Source organism: Enterococcus sp. AZ035, assembly GCF_050548325.1.
GTDB lineage: Bacteria > Bacillota > Bacilli > Lactobacillales > Enterococcaceae > Enterococcus > Enterococcus faecalis.
The window spans coordinates 372597-390032 of record NZ_CP172958.1 but is presented as its reverse complement, the minus strand read 5'-3'; the positions used below and the strand labels follow the sequence as shown (position 1 = coordinate 390032).

21 protein-coding genes are annotated in these 17436 nt (G+C 37.4%); 7 read left to right on the top strand and 14 right to left on the bottom strand.

Annotation, left to right across the window (positions count from 1 at the left end):
* Window positions 1-16: 16 nt before the first annotated feature.
* The 8 genes from IGL32_RS01975 to IGL32_RS01940 all read right to left on the bottom strand — a co-directional run bounded on the left by IGL32_RS01975 (window position 17) and on the right by IGL32_RS01940 (window position 7455).
* The gene (locus tag IGL32_RS01975) at window positions 17-1357 is read right to left on the bottom strand and encodes an MATE family efflux transporter (RefSeq protein WP_002366141.1); all 1341 of its coding nucleotides are present in this window, start codon (window positions 1355-1357) and stop codon (window positions 17-19) included.
* 174 nt (window positions 1358-1531) lie between these two features.
* Window positions 1532-2182, bottom strand: coding sequence for a uracil-DNA glycosylase (locus IGL32_RS01970; RefSeq protein WP_002355481.1), 651 nt, complete (start codon window positions 2180-2182; stop codon window positions 1532-1534).
* A gap of 87 nt (window positions 2183-2269) precedes the next feature.
* Window positions 2270-3670 (bottom strand): M24 family metallopeptidase, encoded by a 1401-nt coding sequence (locus IGL32_RS01965; protein WP_016634001.1) that lies wholly within the window; start codon window positions 3668-3670, stop codon window positions 2270-2272.
* Between the two features lie 12 nt (window positions 3671-3682).
* Window positions 3683-4444 carry a DeoR/GlpR family DNA-binding transcription regulator gene (locus IGL32_RS01960; RefSeq protein ID WP_002371456.1) on the bottom strand — a complete coding sequence of 254 codons (762 nt, stop codon included), beginning with the start codon at window positions 4442-4444 and terminating at the stop codon, window positions 3683-3685.
* A gap of 130 nt (window positions 4445-4574) precedes the next feature.
* Window positions 4575-5420 (bottom strand): VOC family protein, encoded by an 846-nt coding sequence (locus tag IGL32_RS01955; RefSeq protein ID WP_002358647.1) that lies wholly within the window; start codon window positions 5418-5420, stop codon window positions 4575-4577.
* A 42-nt stretch (window positions 5421-5462) separates the two neighbouring features.
* Window positions 5463-6059 carry a nitroreductase family protein gene (locus IGL32_RS01950; RefSeq protein ID WP_002355475.1) on the bottom strand — a complete coding sequence of 199 codons (597 nt, stop codon included), beginning with the start codon at window positions 6057-6059 and terminating at the stop codon, window positions 5463-5465.
* A 171-nt stretch (window positions 6060-6230) separates the two neighbouring features.
* A complete protein-coding gene (locus tag IGL32_RS01945) occupies window positions 6231-7166 on the bottom strand; it encodes a LacI family DNA-binding transcriptional regulator (protein ID WP_202569246.1) in 936 nt (311 codons plus the stop codon).
* Window positions 7167-7170: 4 nt separating this feature from the next.
* Window positions 7171-7455, bottom strand: coding sequence for a hypothetical protein (locus IGL32_RS01940; protein WP_002366136.1), 285 nt, complete (start codon window positions 7453-7455; stop codon window positions 7171-7173).
* Window positions 7456-7569: 114 nt separating this feature from the next.
* Between IGL32_RS01940 and IGL32_RS01935 the strand changes: the two genes are divergently transcribed.
* On the top strand, window positions 7570-7905 hold the full coding sequence (locus IGL32_RS01935) for a hypothetical protein (protein ID WP_002358645.1): 336 nt from the start codon (window positions 7570-7572) through the stop codon (window positions 7903-7905).
* 182 nt (window positions 7906-8087) lie between these two features.
* Window positions 8088-8942 carry a M48 family metallopeptidase gene (locus tag IGL32_RS01930; RefSeq protein WP_002382951.1) on the top strand — a complete coding sequence of 285 codons (855 nt, stop codon included), beginning with the start codon at window positions 8088-8090 and terminating at the stop codon, window positions 8940-8942.
* A gap of 70 nt (window positions 8943-9012) precedes the next feature.
* Here the strand turns inward: IGL32_RS01930 and IGL32_RS01925 are convergent, their stop codons facing one another.
* Window positions 9013-10026 carry a lipoate--protein ligase gene (locus IGL32_RS01925; protein WP_002371455.1) on the bottom strand — a complete coding sequence of 338 codons (1014 nt, stop codon included), beginning with the start codon at window positions 10024-10026 and terminating at the stop codon, window positions 9013-9015.
* A gap of 187 nt (window positions 10027-10213) precedes the next feature.
* On the bottom strand, window positions 10214-10831 hold the full coding sequence (locus IGL32_RS01920; RefSeq protein ID WP_002355466.1) for a nitroreductase family protein: 618 nt from the start codon (window positions 10829-10831) through the stop codon (window positions 10214-10216).
* Between the two features lie 111 nt (window positions 10832-10942).
* Between IGL32_RS01920 and IGL32_RS01915 the strand changes: the two genes are divergently transcribed.
* Window positions 10943-11290 carry a winged helix-turn-helix transcriptional regulator gene (locus IGL32_RS01915; protein WP_002355464.1) on the top strand — a complete coding sequence of 116 codons (348 nt, stop codon included), beginning with the start codon at window positions 10943-10945 and terminating at the stop codon, window positions 11288-11290.
* A 13-nt stretch (window positions 11291-11303) separates the two neighbouring features.
* Here IGL32_RS01915 and IGL32_RS01910 read toward each other — a convergent pair whose 3' ends face one another.
* Together IGL32_RS01910 and IGL32_RS01905 are read right to left on the bottom strand one after the other, a co-directional pair.
* Window positions 11304-12263 (bottom strand): GDP-mannose 4,6-dehydratase, encoded by a 960-nt coding sequence (locus IGL32_RS01910; RefSeq protein WP_033624811.1) that lies wholly within the window; start codon window positions 12261-12263, stop codon window positions 11304-11306.
* A 20-nt stretch (window positions 12264-12283) separates the two neighbouring features.
* Window positions 12284-13252: a TDT family transporter gene (locus IGL32_RS01905; protein WP_002355462.1), complete on the bottom strand. Its 969-nt coding sequence runs from the start codon at window positions 13250-13252 to the stop codon at window positions 12284-12286.
* Window positions 13253-13393: 141 nt separating this feature from the next.
* On the opposite strand from IGL32_RS01905, the gene IGL32_RS01900 reads away from it, so the two are divergent.
* Complete coding sequence (locus IGL32_RS01900) at window positions 13394-14221, top strand: LysR family transcriptional regulator (protein WP_002355461.1); 828 nt, start codon at window positions 13394-13396, stop codon at window positions 14219-14221.
* A 46-nt stretch (window positions 14222-14267) separates the two neighbouring features.
* On the opposite strand, the gene IGL32_RS01895 is transcribed toward IGL32_RS01900, so the two are convergent.
* Together IGL32_RS01895 and IGL32_RS01890 are read right to left on the bottom strand one after the other, a co-directional pair.
* Window positions 14268-14678, bottom strand: coding sequence for a DUF4809 family protein (locus IGL32_RS01895; protein ID WP_156210153.1), 411 nt, complete (start codon window positions 14676-14678; stop codon window positions 14268-14270).
* Window positions 14679-14693: 15 nt separating this feature from the next.
* A complete protein-coding gene (locus IGL32_RS01890) occupies window positions 14694-15056 on the bottom strand; it encodes a DUF4809 family protein (RefSeq protein WP_002361220.1) in 363 nt (120 codons plus the stop codon).
* A gap of 167 nt (window positions 15057-15223) precedes the next feature.
* Here IGL32_RS01890 and IGL32_RS01885 point away from each other — a divergent pair, with 167 nt between their 5' ends.
* The 3 genes from IGL32_RS01885 to IGL32_RS01875 all read left to right on the top strand — a co-directional run bounded on the left by IGL32_RS01885 (window position 15224) and on the right by IGL32_RS01875 (window position 17415).
* Window positions 15224-16177: an L-lactate dehydrogenase gene (locus IGL32_RS01885; RefSeq protein WP_156210154.1), complete on the top strand. Its 954-nt coding sequence runs from the start codon at window positions 15224-15226 to the stop codon at window positions 16175-16177.
* A 131-nt stretch (window positions 16178-16308) separates the two neighbouring features.
* Complete coding sequence (locus IGL32_RS01880; protein WP_156210155.1) at window positions 16309-16815, top strand: phosphatidylglycerophosphatase A family protein; 507 nt, start codon at window positions 16309-16311, stop codon at window positions 16813-16815.
* Between the two features lie 150 nt (window positions 16816-16965).
* A complete protein-coding gene (locus IGL32_RS01875; protein ID WP_002382937.1) occupies window positions 16966-17415 on the top strand; it encodes a YehR family lipoprotein in 450 nt (149 codons plus the stop codon).
* Window positions 17416-17436 lie beyond the last annotated feature (21 nt).

The window sequence follows — 17436 nt, the reverse complement described above, 5'->3', positions numbered from 1 at the left end:
GAAGCAGTAACCAACATCAGGTTACTGCTTCTCTTTTTTTCAAATAGTTTCGATACGCAAGGTAGCCCACAAGCATTAGTCCAAACGTAACAAATTCAACTACTGGCATGGCTAACCAAACACCGGTTAATCCTAGTAATTTCACCAAAATAAATAAAACTGGCACAATTAAAAAGAACCCACGCAAAGAGGAAATCATTAGCGCCATTTTCGGTTTACGAACTGCCGAAAAGTAATAAATCCCCATAAAATTCAATCCTGTAAACAAGAAGGAAATCGCATATAAGCGGATGGCTGTCCTAGCAATTTGCGCCAACTGGTCGTTCCCTTCGCTATTAAAGACCTCAATAATTTGTCCCGTAAACACTTGACTGATTAAAAAGAACAGGAAGCCGGCGACCAAGTACGTAATAAAGCTAAGTTTAACAAATTTACGCAACACCTTCGTTTCCCCTAAACCATAGTATCGGCTGAGTAATGGTTGCGCCCCTTGCCCAATCCCTGTAAAAATAGCAATCACAATAATATTGAGATTGGCAACAATCGCATAAGCTGAAATCGCCACATGACCAACTAAGTTTAACAAAACAATATTAAATAAAAACATGACAAAGGCCGAAGAAAATTCATTTAAAAAGGAGGAAAAACCAATCGACATAATTTCTCGAACATCCTGAAATTTCACTTTAAACTTTTCAAAACGTAAAACTCGTTGCGGCGACCACTTATGCAACGTAATCAGGATTAAGCTTGTTAACGGTGACATCACCGTTGCAATGGCCGCACCTGCCATACCCCACCCAAATTGATAAATAAAGACATAATCCAAAATAATGTTGACAATTCCCCCACTGACAAAAGCAATCGTTGCCAAACGAGGATTATGGTCATTTCTTAAAAAAGTAATCAGGCAATTGTTTAAAATAAATAATAATGAACAGCTAAGGTAAATCATATAATATTCCTTTGCCAAACCAAACAAGACACCGGTCCCCTGAAGCCCCCGAATAATTTGATCGGAAAAAATCAAGCTCACTAAAGTAAAGAGACTCCCTATAACGAAAACTAACCCAATCGTTAAACTAAAATACTGATTGGCTTTTTTGATTTCTTTTTGCGCAACCGTGGTCGAAAACAACGTAGCGCCGCCAACGCCAAACATCCAACCTAATCCATTAATAATATTAACGAGTGGTAAGACAATGTTAAGCCCCGCCAACGCCTCGGTGCCGATCCCATTTGCAATGAAAAATGTGTCCGCCAAAATAAAAATTGATTGCGCCGCCATACTTAAAATTCCTAACAGAACATTTTTATAAAACAACGCAGTAAAATGGTTTTGCTGTGTTTGCTCCATACCCAAATCTCCTTCTAACAAAAAAAGGACTCATTCTTTTTGCTTCAAGGCTTACGCAAAAATCAGAATCCTTCAATTATTCAACCCAGCGATTAAATAATCTGTCTATTTATTGATACTTCTAGGGTAGCATTCTCTCTTCGAAAAAACAACCATCCTTTTATTTTTCTCATTTTAAACTTTCTTAAGCAGTTGCAGTTGTTTTTGAACCACTTGCCAATCTTCTTTCACGACTTCTTTTAAACGATAATTATAAAAGACAGCCGCTGGATGGAAGAGTGGAATGATTTGATAGGTTTTCTGCGTCCAATGATAGTTTTGTGATTGCTCATCAAATGTTTGAATGGGCGACTGAATGACCGTTCCGTGCACTGCAGTGATTGTTGGCTTTGGTCCTAAAAGTCGTTGCAACCCAATATTCCCCAGTGTCAAAATTAGTTCAGGTTGGCAAACAGCGATTTCCCAATCAAGCAAAGGTGCAAAAATTTTGATTTCTTCTTTGGTTGGCGTTCGATTAGGAAATTTGGTTACTCTTTCTCCCGTTTTTGCAATCTGCTTCGTTTTTACAGAAAAAGGCCGACTCCTAACCGCACTGGTGATATACACCGTTTCACGACTTAAGCCAACTTGTTGTAATTGTTCCATCAACAATTGACCTGAACGCCCTATAAATGGTACGTTTTCTTTAATTTCTTCTTTTCCAGGGGCTTCCCCAATCAGCATCACTTTTGGCTGTTGCGGACCTTGACCTTCCACAAAACCTTCTAATGGTAAGTCTTTCGCTTTAGCTAAAACTGCTTTTTTCAGATGTTCAGGATAGTGCATTTACCATCACGCCTCTCTTCTGGTGTTCTTCCTTCGCTATATTGATTATAAATAAGGCCCAAAAGAAACTCAAAAAAAGGAGCCTATTCATTTAAGCGCTGGTTTTTCTACACACAAAGCTTTGTCTTTAGCTAAATAAAAAGGCCGTAAGTAACCAACTAAATTAGACATTGGTAAAACCTCCGATGGTAAATCGAGCTTTAATGTCTCCTTTAAATAGGCTTTGCGTGTCGCAATCCGTTGCCACATGTCTGGATAAGTTTGCTGAATCTCTTTTTGCAGTGTTTCATCAGCCAAAGCCACACATTCTTCTGCACTCACCCCTGTATAACCAGGTACAGAAGGAATAATATCCACTTGAAAGAGCATGCCACTTTCCAAGCGAATGGCTGAATCTGGATAAATAGGCGACGACATCCATTCATCATCCGAAACTAAATGCCCAGGATTCAAATGCCAGTGATAGATTTCTTTTGGTAACTGTTCTTCAATCGCTTGGTACATTTCTCGCCCTAACAGTCCGATTCGAATGGTTTCAAGCCAGTGAACGACAGCTTGAAAATAGGGTTTTGCTACGCGCTCTAAATAATCACGTTGCGCTTCTGGCAATTGCTGCTCGTTTTCAATAACAAAACCTGTTCGGCTAGACAAGCCGCCTTTGTAGCCTGTAGTTAATGATAAGGCATCACCTAACTGAATTTCTTTGGCAGTCGGATACATGTTTGCATATTCAAAACGTTGACCAGTTGCCGCAATGGTTACTACCGTCGGCGTTTGACCTTCATCATTTAACAAAGCCCCAATGTCCGTTTCACGCTGTCCTATTTCAATTGCATTTAAGGCCTTTAACATACTGCGAGAAGCCAAATTCGCCCCATATTCATAGTGCGCCAATTCGTTAGCATTATTTGTTGCGCGAGCCCCCTTTGCTCCAATCAATAAGTGGGTCCCATTTAGTAAACGAGCTTCTTTCGGCAGCGCTTTTTTCAGTGCTTCGACAATAAAATGTGGCACATCAAACATAGTAGCAGGTTCTTGCTGTTGTGTCGTAAACATTTTCCACCCAACGATACCTATTTTTTGAGCAGTTTCATCGAGAAGCGTTTCAAAAATCTGCGACAACTTTTGTTCCCCAGCCATTGGTTGATTAGGTAGTGAAAAAGCTGGATAATGAATTAAATCGGCTGAGATGCGGGCATGTTGGCACAGTTTTAAATTTTCATTACCTAAAATAAGTGTCGCCGCACCATCCTTATTTAACACAAGAAGTCCTTCTTCAAACCTCGGAATAAAGCCAGTTAAGTATTCAAAATTACTGCCATGCTCTTTGTCTGCATAGAAGACCAATTGATCGAATTTTTCTGTTTCCATTCGTTGTAATACTTTCTGCTTGCGCGCCATCATCGTTTCATTCGTCAAATACGTTGGAAAAACATTCTCAAAAACAGTAGGTTCAGCAATATGTGTATAATTAATTTTTCGCTTCATTATTATCCTCCATTATTCATCTGCGACAATCAACGTTACGCCTGCTTGCGCTAACTGCTCACAGAATTTTTCATCAGGTCGTGTATCTGTCACTAAACAATCAATTTCTGTTAATTCGCAAATTTTAAATAAACCCGTTTTGTTTAATTTCGTTTGGTCTGCTAAGGCAATGACTTGTTTGCCTTGTTGAATCATTCGCCGCTTGACTTGACCTTCTTCTTCTGTGTGAATAAATAATCCTTGTTCAGATAACGCAAACACACCTAATAATGTATAGTCGGGGGCAAATTCCCCAACCTTAGCGACTGTTTCTGCCCCAAACAAAAAGAGTTGTTGTTTATGCAGTTGCCCAGGTAATACTGTAATTTTTGTCTGATCCATTTGCGCTAGAAGTAGCGCATGACTGAGAGAGTTCGTTATCGCGTGAATCGGACTATTTTCCATCGCTCGAATAGCTGCTTCCACCGTGGTTGATGAATCAAAAAAAATGGACGCTTGTTTGGGAATATTTGCCCAAACTTTTTGGGCAATCGCTTGTTTTTTCTCTGGATGCTTCACTATTCGTTGAGCATAATCGTAAATAGTTGCTTCAGACTGCACTGAGATAGCGCCACCGTGCGTTCTCTTTAAATGTCCTTCCTTTTCTAAACGAATTAAATCTCGCCGAATAGTATCTTTTGAAACGGAGACTTGCTCCGCTAACGCTTCCATGGAAATACTTTTTTGTTCATTCACTATTTTTTGAATCTTGGCTAAACGTTCTTCAATCAACATGCTTCCTCACCTCTTCTAAGTAAAGATAGCACCTTTTGCATCATTTTGCAAACAAATGCAAAACAATGCAAAAAAAAGACAAAAAAACTAGTCCTTCATTTTCTAACGAAGGGCTAGTTTGAGAGTGGTTTTAATAGGTAAATTGAATAATCATGCCGCTAGGATCTTCTAACGCAAGTAAATGATCTTTGGCAATAAAATGTAACTTTGCTTCTTCCGCATTGGCTTGGACTATCTCTAAATCTGCCGCAGTTGGTAAACGGAAGGTGTAATTTTCTAAGCCAAATTGATTTTCTTGAATCGTTGGCAGCTGTTTGCCGCTCCATGTATTTGTCCCAATATGATGATGGTACTGACCCGCTGCAAAAAACTTCGCTTGTTGACCAAAGTTAGACTTTAAGCCAAACCCTAAGTTTTTATAGAACGTTTCAGTGGCATCTAAATCGGCCACTTTCAAATGAATGTGCCCAATTTTAGAACCTTCGGAAATTCCTAGCCAGTGACCGTCAGCTTCTGCAGCTAAACTATCACCGTCTAATTCTTCTGTCACACCGATAATTTCACCATTTGGACGAATATCCCAGACTTCTTCTGGTTTATCCCAATAAATTTCGATGCCATTATTTTCTGGATCACTTAAGTAAAGGGCTTCACTATAGCCATGATCTGCTGCGCCAATTTGCACATTTTCCTGCAAAAGCCACAGCAACATATTGCCTAAATCTTTGCGGGTTGGTAGCAGGAAAGCAATATGGTACAAGCCAGTGGTACCCTGATTTTCTTCCCCAGCTGTTAGTTCTTTTAAGACAAGAATTGCATCGTTGGTGCCTTGTGGCGCTAGCCAAGCACGTCCCTCTCCTTGTTTTAAAAGTTTTAAGCCAATTGTTTTCGTATAAAAGTTTACCATTTTATCTAAATCAGCCACTTTCAAAGTGACTTGTTGAATCCCAATATTACTTGGTAATGCTTGAACCATTTGCTTTCACTCCTTTCCTCTTCGTTTTACTAAAGCAATGATTTAGTTGAATTCTTTAAAACGAGCACTATCTTCCATGTATTCTTTTTCGCCAGCTGGCGCTTCAATGGAACCAATGACCATTTGTGCACGTAAATTCCAGTTTGCAGGAATTGACCATTCTGCAGCAACCGCTTCGTCAATAACTGGATTGTAGTGTTGTAGGTTTGCGCCGATATTTTCTTGCGCTAAGGCAGTCCAAACGTTCGCTTGTGTTAAACCAGTTGCTTGTTCAGACCAAACAGGGAAGTTATCCGCATATAATGGGAAGCTATCTTGTAAGTTTTTCACGATATCTGTATCTTCAAAGAATAAAATTGTGCCCGCACCAGCTGCAAAACCTTGTAATTTAGCTTGTGTGTTTGGAAATGCTTCTGCTGGAGTTAATGGTTTTAAGGCGTCTTCAGTCATTGCCCATAATTTTTTGTGAGCATCGCCGAATAAGAACACAACACGTTGTGTTTGAGAGTTAAAAGCTGTTGGACTTTCTCTAACAACTTCTTTTACTAAAGCAGTTACTTCTTCTTTTGAAATTGGTAAGTTTTCTCCTAAAGCATAGATTGAACGACGGTTTTTCATCATTTCAGTAAATTTTGACATAATATGTTCATCCTTTCGAATTTCCTCAGTAAATTCATTTAATTTTGTTTACATGCTTACTATACTACCTTACTAAAAGTAAGTAAAGCTTTTTGTCTTACTTTTTGTAAGTTTTTTTTATTTTTTAGTGAAAAACCTTATTCTACCAAAGAAAAAACAACCAGCTTTTTTCTAAGAAAAAGAAAAATCTGGTTGTCGATTAATAAATGTAGAAGTCAATTGAATCGTTTTCGGCCGTTTTTCTTGAAATAAATGTGTGGCTTTTTCCCCTAATTCCATTAATGGATGACAGATTGTTGAAAAATTTAAAATTTCACTTAATAAAGTTTGTTCCTGTCCCACTAAAAAGAGTGGTCTTTCAATAACGGCTTGAATCCCTGCGGCAATTTCATCACCGTTGGTCACAACCGCTTGGAGCGTTGGATCTTGCCCACAGTGACGTCCTACTTCACACCCATCTTCATAGGTTAAACAGTCCTTAAATAACCGATTTTCAGGAATCGCTCCATAAATTTCCTGATATGCGTCAACTAAATAGCGTGCGCTTGTACTTTTTTCTGGTGCACGGTTAATCGTAATTGCCACTTCACTACATCCTTGTTGTTTCAATGCTTGGAAGACCCGCCGATAAACGGTTAAACGATCGATATAGATACTAGCATAACTAGGGTCTTCTATTTTTTCACAAAAAACAACTTGCTCTTTATATGGAGCAAACACACTTAAAGGATTTGCCTTTGACAAAACAATCATGCCATCAAACGCACCCGTGGCCATTTTTTCCAAGTAACTTTTTTCAACTTCTTTATCATAATCCGTTGGTAATAAACTGACCATCATCCCTTGTTGAAATGCTTGGTGGATAATCCCACTTAAAATAGCATCAAAATAAGGTTGATTCGTATAAGGAACCATGACACCTAATGTATTACTTTTCCTAAAGCTAAGATTTCTCGCTAATATATTGGGCTTATAGCCCAACTCATCGATAATTGCTTGGATTTTCAGTCGTTTTTCTTCAGAAACATAAGGATGATGATTAATCACACGCGAAACAGTCGTAACTGAAGATCCTGAAAGGCGCGCAATTTCTCGAATTGTTGTCATACTTTCACCTCATTACTTTACAAAATTGAGTTAAATAAGGCACAATCCCTGTCCCGTAATCAACAAAACGATAAAAGGTCTCCTGCCAAGCAAAAGAAATTTCCTGAATATCCTCCTGCTGTGTCAAGTGCCACTCCGTTATCTGATGGTACGGAATTTCTTGATGCCAAATCTTATAGTATTTTTTGGGACTATTTAACTGCAGACTTTTGGCCGTCGTAGTCACCGAGACAAAATAGTAATCCATACCAAGTCTATCGCTTATCTCCACTATAACATTCATTTTCATGCCCTCCAATATTTTGATACACCTAGCTTACCTTATGAAACGCGTACCAGAGCAAGAGGAAAAATAAAAAAAGTGAGACCATGTTATACTAGATGTATCATATAAAAGCAAAGGATGAGTGCAATGGAAACTGTTACAGTAGCAACAAAAAGCGACTTACTAACAAATTTGAACAAGCAAACAGATGAAATCATTATCTCGGGGGCACTTGCACAAGAAATTTACCACTTAAAAAAACAACAATTAACCGAAACGGAAGAAATGGGCTTTTTAGTGGGCAGCCAAGGTGCTGGCTCATTTTTAACCTATTTAATCGAGAAGTTATCCTATATAAATTCGGCGCTATCGCCAGAAGAACAAAAAATTGAACATGCGATTTTGCGTTTGTATGTTATTAAAAAATTAACTCCAGAAACTACTTTATTACGTCTAAAACAGTTAGATTATTAAAATTTTATTTAATCAAGATAGACCAATTCCCCGCGTACAACGAGTCCCTTTCATTAATCACTTGATATAATTACCTTTATTCAAGTTCCCACCATTGTCATTATCGATTAACCAATGGTATATTAGAAGTAACAGATAAGTCATTTTATTTGAAAAAGTGTTTGGGAAATGTTTGGGGAGGAATGTTTATGTGTCAACCGCAGGAAAAAAAGAAAGAAATTTCTGTTGCTAAGTTACGTTATCGTTTTGAAGTACCAATGATTATCATTGGTTTTGTTTTATTGTTTTTCGCATTGGGGTTAGTTGCCTTATTGATATTGAGTGATTTGCCGATTCCTGACTGGTTATTAATTGTCTTAATTGCACCAATTGCGCCAGTCATTGCTTTTTTTACCATTCGTTATATGTACATGGATACTGCTTCTAACGGAGTGGAAATTACAGAAAATCAGTTACCAGAAATTTATTCCTTGTATATTGATTTGGCAAAAGAAATGGGCTTTGGCACTAAAAAATTAAGGATGCCACGTCTTTATTTAATCAACGGGAATGGTGTCTTAAACGCTTTTGCGGCAAAATGCTCTTTACACAGACGCTATGTTGTCATTCACAGTGATTTGTTGGATATCGCGTACAATACAGGCGATTTTTCGCTGATTCGCTTTATTTTGGCACACGAGCTAGGACACCATAAATGTGGGCACACTAATTTATGGCGACTAATGTTATCCATTATTTTGAAACCAGTTGCGTTAGATAAAAGTTTTACAAGAACGCAAGAATATACCGCTGATCGCGCAGGTTTATACTACGCCGAAGAAGGTGCTTTAAGTATGATTTATTTATTTTCAGGAAAATACATGGGCAGTCGTGTGGATTTAGAAGAATACTTTCACAGTATTGATTTACATGATGATACCATCTGGCTTAAATTGAGTAACTTCTTATCCGATCATCCTGTTGGCTTCCGTCGAATGCAAACATTGAAAAAAGCCAAAGATACTGGCAATTGGGACGTTCATGGGAAATTTTTCTAGCAAGAGCCAACCATCATTAAATAAACGTGCTGGGACAAAAGATTCTTTAACTTTTGTCCCAGCACGTTTATTAATCCACCAATAAATGAACAAATTCTTCTTTGGTGATATTTACAAAGTAGTCTTCAAAGTTAAACGCTGCTAATGCTTGCCAAATTGATGAATACTGATAGTCCACACCTAATAAAGCTGCAACGATTTCCGTTGTTTCTTTTTTGGCAAAATAATCACCATAAATCGTTAACTCAATTATTTTACCTTTTTCAACAGTCAAACGTGCATCCACGATGCCGCCTTTAAACTTTTCTTCTTTTTTGATCGTAAATTTAGGCGCTTCACCAAAAATCCAAGCTTCATTGCCATACACTTCAGCGACCAATTTCCTAATTTCCTGTTGATCTGCTTTGGTTAGGACATATTCTTTCTCCGCAATTTCAGTTAGAGATTCGACATCAAAGAGCTCCATCAGTAAACGATTGCGAAATTCCTCAATGGTTAATTGTTGATATTTTTCGTCTAAGTACGGCCGTAAATTGGTTACGCGTCCCCGAACAGATTTTGTCCCTTTTGATTCAATTTTTTTCTTAGAAACAGTTAAAACACGTTGAACTTCTGCCAAATCAACATCATACATCAAGGTACCATGAGTATACATCTTCCCCTTTTTTGTATACATGGCATTGCCAGAAAATTTTTTCCCATCAATTAATAAATCATTGCGACCGCTAATCTCGGCCCCCGTTGCGCCCATTTTATGTAATGCTTCAATAATTGGTTTAGTGAACGCTTTAAAATCCCCAAAAGCTTGATGTCCTTCCTGAACAACAAAACTAAAGCTGACATTCCCGAGATCATCATAAACAGCACCACCGCCCGATAAACGGCGAGTAATAACGATTCCCTTCTCTCTAGCATAAGCTAAGTCAATTTCTTCATAAGCATTTTGATTTCGGCCTAAAATAACACAGGGTTCCTGAATATAAAACAACACTAAGGGCTCTTCAAAAGAGAGAGTGTTTAATAGATAATCTTCCGTTGCTAAATTTTCACGAATATCTCGTGACTGCATTATGACATAACGCATAAGGTCGCCCCACTTCTTTTTCTTCTAGTGTATCACTTTCTTTCAAAATTGGTTCACTAAACGTCTTCTCTGGCCATTCTCAAAAGCGGATGATCAACAAAAAAACGAACGTGGGACAACAATCACTTTGGATGTTTGTTCCACGCTCAAAATCTAATAAACAGCAATTGCAGAACTGTTTAGCTTTTTAATCTAACCAAGTTACTACTTCTGAAACATCTCGTCGGACTGTTTCAAAGCCGGGTGTTTGAGCTTTGCCAATCGGAATAATCAGTCCGTTCACTAAATGATCCTCAATATTAAATAACTTGCGAACAGCTTCTGTTTCAAAACCAGACATCGCCACAGTATCATAGCCTCGATCTTTTGCAGAAAGCATCAGCTGCATCGCAACTAAGCCTTGGTCTAACATTAGCCACTCTCTTTTTTGTTCTTCGCTAACATCATAGTACCAAGAAACATTTTCATTAATTCCTTGACGAATTTCTTCCGTCATCGTTCCTTGTGCGACAGCTTTAGCACTGATTTCATCTGCATTGGCCACTGTATAAGCAGTCAAATCACCTAATAAAATAATCACCGCCGCTGCCCCTTTAACTGCTGGTTGTTGCATCGAAACTTCGTAAAGGGCCTCTTTTTGTTCTTTTTCTGTGACAATTAAAAAACGCCATGAATTTAAATTGGTACTATTTGGCGCGAACATCGCTTCCTCAATTATGGCCATTAATTCCTCTTTAGGAATCTCAACATCTGGCATAAAATCCCGAACTGAGCGGCGGCTGCGAACAACATCTTGATACATCATATTTCTTCTTCCTTCCTCTTGCCTTACTTTACATAGTTATTATTACTCACTATGATGGAGAAAAAAAGTACGCACTTTTTATTCACCTAGGAAGAAAAAAGTAACCATTACGTGTCACAAGGAGAAACTATGACAACTGATAAACAAACCAGTATCAACTTAGCCCTTTCCACCATTAACGGCAAATGGAAATTATCATTAATGGATGAATTATTCCAAGGAACCAAGCGCAACGGTGAATTGATGCGTGCGCTCGACGGAATCACTCAGCGCGTCCTGACAGATCGCTTGAGAGAAATGGAAAAAGATGGCCTAGTCCATCGAGAATCCTTTAACGAACTACCCCCGCGTGTGGAATATACGCTCACTCCGGAAGGATATGCTCTTTACGATGCCCTCTCTTCACTTTGCCATTGGGGCGAAACATTTGCACAAAAAAAGGCGAGACTTAACAAATAAGTCTCGTCTTTTTTTATCTATTTTGGGTATTATGGGTAAACTTAAGATATTTTTGAAGTCCTTCTTGAATTGAATAAACGGGTGAAAAACCTAAGCCTTTCAAAGCAGAACTATCTGAAAGAGAATATTTTATATCGCCATCTCGTTCCTTTTGATAAGAAACTGGCAAAGAAAGTCCCACTAATTGGTTCATTTCTTCAATTAATTGATTAAGGGAAATGGCAACTTCGGTACCCACATTATAAACGTGTCCCAACGCTTCACTTTTGGTTGCTACTAAATCTAATGCAGTTAGGACATCCTCAATGTAGATAAAGTCACGTGTTTGCTGACCATCTCCAAATATTTGAAATTGGCTCGCTTGCCCTTGTTCTAACTGGATATAACGATCCATCAAAATGGACAGGACACCAGAATAGGGTGAAGAAGGATTTTGATTGGGACCATAGACGTTAAAGAAGCGAACTGCGCTCGTGGGTACCCCGTGTAAATGGTATTCATTGAGAACATAACGTTCAGCAGCAAACTTATCAATAGCATAGGGACTCAAAGGGCAAATCACCGAAGTTTCTCTTTTAGGCAACGTTGGCTCTGCACCGTAAACGGCTGCCGACGAAGCAAAAACAAAACGTTTGAGCTCTTTTTGATATTTTTTTATTGATTCCAATATTTTCAATACACTTAAAAAATTGACCTCGTGGGTCTCTAGAGGCTGTGCCACAGAACTTGCCACGCTTGCCACGGCCGCAAGATGAAAGATATACTCAAACGAATGCTTTGAAAGTACTTCGTCCAATAATTGCTGATCCGTCACACTTCCTTTAATAAAAACCAACTGCTCAGTTTGTTGCAAATTTGACACTCGCCCCATGGACAAATCATCAATCACAAAAACTTGATACTGTTGACTATAAAAATTAGCCAAATTAGAACCAATAAAGCCAGCTCCTCCAGTAATTAATAGTTTCTTCACCTCTTTGCTTCCTCTCTTTTTTAATTTAATTCCACTTTTTTCGTGTTATTTTCTCTTTGGAATAAAAAAATGCAATATCGAATGAACACATAACTTACAATAGCCACAGCTAATAAAAGTTCAAAAGTAGACAAAATATTTAGCAGACTCGTTAGGCCTACCTTTTCTGCAAATAAAGGTTTAACTTTGACTAATGCTGTCGCAGAAATCACTAATGGGAATGTAAAGGCAGCATAACTTGGATAGAATGTCACTTGCATAATTTTATATAGATTCACAACTACAATCCCATAAATACATTGAGATAAAATTAGCAAGAAAACAACTAATGGCATATACAAATGACCACCCATTGAAATATAGCCAGCTAAACATAACGAACCTGGCGCTGTCATAATCGTCAATAAAGGAATGGTCGATTCAGGCATTTCTTTCGACTTCGTAATTCTCTTGATTAAAATTGGTAACAAGAGTAAATAAAAGAACAACGCTACCCAAAAAACAATTTTTCCCAACTCATTGATAAACAATTGAGAAGTATTAGGAATAACGCCAATGCCGACAAACGTAATAAACCAGCTTGGATAAATATGTTCCAGTTCGATTTTTGTTGGAAAAATATGCACCGCTACAAAATAAATCATTAAAATAAAATGTAAAATCACTGCGCCAATCCACAACACATTAATCCAAGCAGCATTGGTAAATATCCGATCTAAGAAAACACAGATAACCATTAAAGCCATTGTAAATGTTGGTGATACCGAAGCAATAATTGGATCATCTAAGGTGCTTAATGCATGTTTCATTGTAAAAATAATTTTTAAAATAACTAAAATCATTAAGAGACTGCCAAGTACACAATAAATGGTCCCAATTGTTGCATATCCCAAGGAATAAAGTAAATTCCCCAAAGAAACCATCCCTAAAATTAGTCCGCAAATGGGAATCGGGACTTTCCGCAAGAATTTTTTCGCACTTTCTACCATTATGTAGTCACACTCCGTCTTTATTTATTATTATTGATATTAATCAAAAGTATGTTATTATACTAAATGAAATATTTATATTTGTAAAATAAATATTTGCAATACCAACTATTAAGATAGTAAATAGAAAGAGGCGATTTTATGTTCGAATGGATCAAAACATTTATTGCTGTGTATGAAACCAAAAATTTTAGTGCGGCGGCCAAACAATTGTATATTTCTCAGCCAACTGTTTCTTTGCAAATCAAGAAATTAGAGCAACACTTTTCGATCAAGCTGTTCTATCGTAATGGAAAACAATCGGTTATTCCTACCAAAGAAGCTGATTTTTTATATCCAAAAATGCTCTCGATTATTGAAAGCTTAACTACTTCTTTTGCGCAAGCTGCAGAAAAAGAGAATTTTAAAGAAGACTGCATTATAGCCTCTTCAAATACAGTTGCTATTTATTTATTGCCAGATATTATGGAGAGTTTGGTTACCGCTTTTCCACTCATCAACTTTTCGATTCAACTGATGAATTCAAACGAAGTCGTGGATATGGTTCAAAATAATCATGCCCACATTGGACTAATTGAAAAACCCATTGAAACCAAAAATCTACACAAAGAAATTGTTTATGAAGATCAACTAGTTCTAGCAGGAGATGCCGCTTCAAAATTTTGGCTCTTAAGAGAAAAGAACTCTGGCTTACGTTTTTTCAATGAGCTTTATCTCAACGAACACAGCATCAACTTACCAATTATCGAATTAAACAACAACGAAGTCCTGTTACAATTGCTAAAAAATAACATTGGGCAATCAATTGTTTCTCGATTATCTATTTCCGATGAGATCCCTTGGCAACCAATTGATCAGTCCTTTGCTTCTCGAAAAATTTTCATTGTCCAGACCGATCACCATGCCAATACTTCCTTCTCTGAAGTTTATAACCGAATCGTTGAAAAAATTCGTGAACGACAAGCCTAAAAAACAGGAAAACGACTTAGCTTTCGCTAAATCGTTTTCCTGTTTTTTATTCATCAGTTTCCTCTACAAATTCAAATTCAAAAGGTTCTAACTCAAATAGTTGGTGTAAAATTTGCTGGGTTTCTTGGAACACTTGTTGTGGTTCTTTAGACAAAAGAGTGCTTTGAATGGTCTGTTTTTTTGATTGAAAAAGAATTCTCGTTTCCTCTTCCTTAAATACAACTTGATGAGTTTCCCTTTCAAACACCGTATATTCTTCGAACATTTCCATAACTAATTTTTGACGAAACCCTTCTTTGAGTGCTAATAAAGTTACTAAATCTGCAACCGTTAGCGTTTCTAACGCAATTGTTTCATCTTCTACATGAACAAGATAATTCGTACACTTCACATTCGGACAGGCATTGCAGCCGCCATTAATCAAGTCTGAGGTAGTTGTTATTTTCACCTGTTTCATCTTAATCCTTCTTTCCTACTTTTCGAGAAAAACACAAGGGGTCTCCTCAAAAATATTCAATAAAATATGATTGACTTCTTGAAAGACTTCTTCGTGATTCCGGCATTGTTTTTCCATTACTAAACGCAGATCATTCACAACAAAAGTCAACGTCGTCGCTTGTTGGGAAACATGTATACAACGGTTGCCTTTAACAAAACATTCTGTTTGTTCTTCAATGAATGGTTCTTTTTGATAGCCATATGCTGAAGCGACACATTCCAGGATTTCGTAGATTTCTATTTTTGGAAGTTCATAGCTACAGCTACCGATAACTAGTTGAAAACAGTTCGGCTGTTTTTCATTATTGCTTGCATAATATACTGTTGTCGTTGTCATTTTGCCTCCTTATCTCCTCTATTTTCCTACTCTTATCATAACAAAAAAAGCACGCTTCCCTTATTTAAATTGTTAATAAAGACTATTACAGATTGGTATAACCACACCTAAAAAGTTCGTGATATAATTCACTAAGAAAGAAATATTACAGAAAGAAGAGATGAACGATGAAAGTATTTAACAAAAAAGTCGCAATTATTGGTACTGGTTTTGTTGGCACAAGTATTGCCTATTCCATGATCAACCAAGGGATTGCGAATGAATTAATCTTAGTTGATATTGACAAAGCCAAATCTGAAGGCGAAGCAATTGACTTATTAGATGGTGTGTCTTGGGGTCAAGAAAATGTAAACGTCTGGGCTGGCGACTATCAAGACTGCCAAGATGCCGATATCGTCGTGATTACAGCTGGCGCTAATCAAAAACCTGGGCAAAGTCGTCTAGATTTGGTTTCAATCAATGCAGAAATTATGAAAACAATTGTTAACAATATCATGAAATCTGGTTTTGATGGAATTTTAGTGATTGCCTCAAATCCTGTCGATGTACTGACTTATGTGGCTTGGCAAGCTTCTGCTTTACCTGTTTCAAGAGTAATTGGAACTGGTACAGCTTTAGACACAACTCGTTTCCGCAAAGAACTGTCTCAACGTTTAGCGATTGATCCACGCAATGTTCACGGCTATATTATTGGCGAACACGGGGATTCTGAAGTGGCTGTCTGGTCTCATACCATGATTGGAACAAAACCTATTTTAGAAATTGTGGATACGACAGAGCGCTTAACTAGTGATGATTTACCAATCATTTCTGATAAAGTGAAAAATACAGCTTATGAAATTATCGATCGCAAACAAGCGACCTATTATGGGATTGGTATGAGTACTGCACGCATTGTTAAAGCCATTTTAAATAATGAACAAGCTATTTTACCTGTCTCAGCTTACTTAGATGGGCAATATGGGCAACAAGATGTATTTACAGGGATTCCTGCAGTCGTTGGCAATCAAGGTGTGACTGACATTATTGAATTGAATCTGAATGCCGCTGAAAAAGAACTCTTCCAAAAATCAGTGACACAATTAAAACAAGTGATGGCATCGTTACAACCGAACGCTTAGTAATTTTTAACTAAAAATAACACTTCAACTAAATTATTCTCTACCAAAATAGATTCTAATTCCCCTTTATCGTTCTTTTTGGTACCATGAAAGAAGAACTTCAACTAAAGCAGAAATTAGGAGGACAAAAAATGGTAATCCAAGGAGATACGTTAGAAAATAGCGCACGTCGTTTATTGCAAGAACGTGGCGTAACAATGAATGATTTAGCTGAACTTGTGTTATTTTTACAAAAAAATTATATTGACAATTTAACATTAGATACTTGTTTAGAAAGTGTTGATGCCGTGTTAACAAAGCGTGAAGTACACAACGCGATTATTACAGGTGTCCAACTGGATATTCTGGCGGAAGAAAACAAGCTACTTTCACCGTTACAAGAAATTTTAACGGAAGATGAAGGGCTTTATGGCATTGATGAAATTATGGCGCTCTCCATTGTAAATGTTTATGGATCTATCGGTTTTACGAACTATGGGTATATCGACAAGGTAAAACCAGGCATTTTAAAAGAGTTAAATGCGCATGATGGCGAACATGTCCACACATTCTTGGATGATATCGTGGGCGCAATTGCGGCTGCGGCTGCCAGTCGGTTGGCTCACTCACAACCAGATTTAAGTGATATTACTAAATAAAAAAACTTGCCTCTTCTCATAAAAATGAAGAGGCAAGTTTTTTTATTTAGTTTTATTTGCTGGACTTCTCACAAGCTTTCTACTTAACAGTAATTATTTGCCGTGTTATGTTACACTCAAGAATAAACAGCTAAAGGAGGTTATCTAGAAATGAAAAAGTTTTTACGCGTATTTTTAATTTTTATTGGGGTATTTTTTCTTGCAAGTTGCGGTTCAAAAATAGAGACAAAAACCTTTGTAGGTTCGCCACAAGATGGGATTGATTCCACCTTAACCTATACGTACCAAGGAGATAAAGTCTTAACGCAAACGGCTAAAAACATTGTTTCTTATGACAAATTGGGGATTACAAAAGAAGAGGCAAAAACAGCGTTGGAACCCGTTTCTAAACAATATGAGGACATCAAAGGGCTTAATTACAAACTGACCTATGAGGACAAACAAGCCATCGAAAAATTGACGATTAATTATGAAAAACTTGATTATGATAAAGCCAAAAAAGTAGATGGTATCCAGATTGATGGAGATTCTTCTAAGGGAATTAGCATGAAGAAAAGCCAAGAATTGGTGGAGTCACAAGGTTATACAGAACAAAAATAATAAAAGAAAGCGTGCGACAAT

Coding starts and splice junctions, on each gene's coding strand:
- IGL32_RS01875 (WP_002382937.1), top strand. CDS start 16,966: ATGAAAAAGTTTTTACGCGTATTTTTAATTTTTATTGGGGTATTTTTT.
- IGL32_RS01890 (WP_002361220.1), bottom strand. CDS start 15,056: ATGACAACGACAACAGTATATTATGCAAGCAATAATGAAAAACAGCCG.
- IGL32_RS01975 (WP_002366141.1), bottom strand. CDS start 1,357: ATGGAGCAAACACAGCAAAACCATTTTACTGCGTTGTTTTATAAAAAT.
- IGL32_RS01960 (WP_002371456.1), bottom strand. CDS start 4,444: ATGTTGATTGAAGAACGTTTAGCCAAGATTCAAAAAATAGTGAATGAA.
- IGL32_RS01965 (WP_016634001.1), bottom strand. CDS start 3,670: ATGAAGCGAAAAATTAATTATACACATATTGCTGAACCTACTGTTTTT.
- IGL32_RS01935 (WP_002358645.1), top strand. CDS start 7,570: ATGAGTGCAATGGAAACTGTTACAGTAGCAACAAAAAGCGACTTACTA.
- IGL32_RS01880 (WP_156210155.1), top strand. CDS start 16,309: ATGGTAATCCAAGGAGATACGTTAGAAAATAGCGCACGTCGTTTATTG.
- IGL32_RS01950 (WP_002355475.1), bottom strand. CDS start 6,059: ATGTCAAAATTTACTGAAATGATGAAAAACCGTCGTTCAATCTATGCT.
- IGL32_RS01955 (WP_002358647.1), bottom strand. CDS start 5,420: ATGGTTCAAGCATTACCAAGTAATATTGGGATTCAACAAGTCACTTTG.
- IGL32_RS01905 (WP_002355462.1), bottom strand. CDS start 13,252: ATGGTAGAAAGTGCGAAAAAATTCTTGCGGAAAGTCCCGATTCCCATT.
- IGL32_RS01920 (WP_002355466.1), bottom strand. CDS start 10,831: ATGATGTATCAAGATGTTGTTCGCAGCCGCCGCTCAGTTCGGGATTTT.
- IGL32_RS01900 (WP_002355461.1), top strand. CDS start 13,394: ATGTTCGAATGGATCAAAACATTTATTGCTGTGTATGAAACCAAAAAT.
- IGL32_RS01970 (WP_002355481.1), bottom strand. CDS start 2,182: ATGCACTATCCTGAACATCTGAAAAAAGCAGTTTTAGCTAAAGCGAAA.
- IGL32_RS01885 (WP_156210154.1), top strand. CDS start 15,224: ATGAAAGTATTTAACAAAAAAGTCGCAATTATTGGTACTGGTTTTGTT.
- IGL32_RS01930 (WP_002382951.1), top strand. CDS start 8,088: ATGTTTATGTGTCAACCGCAGGAAAAAAAGAAAGAAATTTCTGTTGCT.
- IGL32_RS01895 (WP_156210153.1), bottom strand. CDS start 14,678: ATGAAACAGGTGAAAATAACAACTACCTCAGACTTGATTAATGGCGGC.
- IGL32_RS01940 (WP_002366136.1), bottom strand. CDS start 7,455: ATGAAAATGAATGTTATAGTGGAGATAAGCGATAGACTTGGTATGGAT.
- IGL32_RS01945 (WP_202569246.1), bottom strand. CDS start 7,166: ATGACAACAATTCGAGAAATTGCGCGCCTTTCAGGATCTTCAGTTACG.
- IGL32_RS01925 (WP_002371455.1), bottom strand. CDS start 10,026: ATGCGTTATGTCATAATGCAGTCACGAGATATTCGTGAAAATTTAGCA.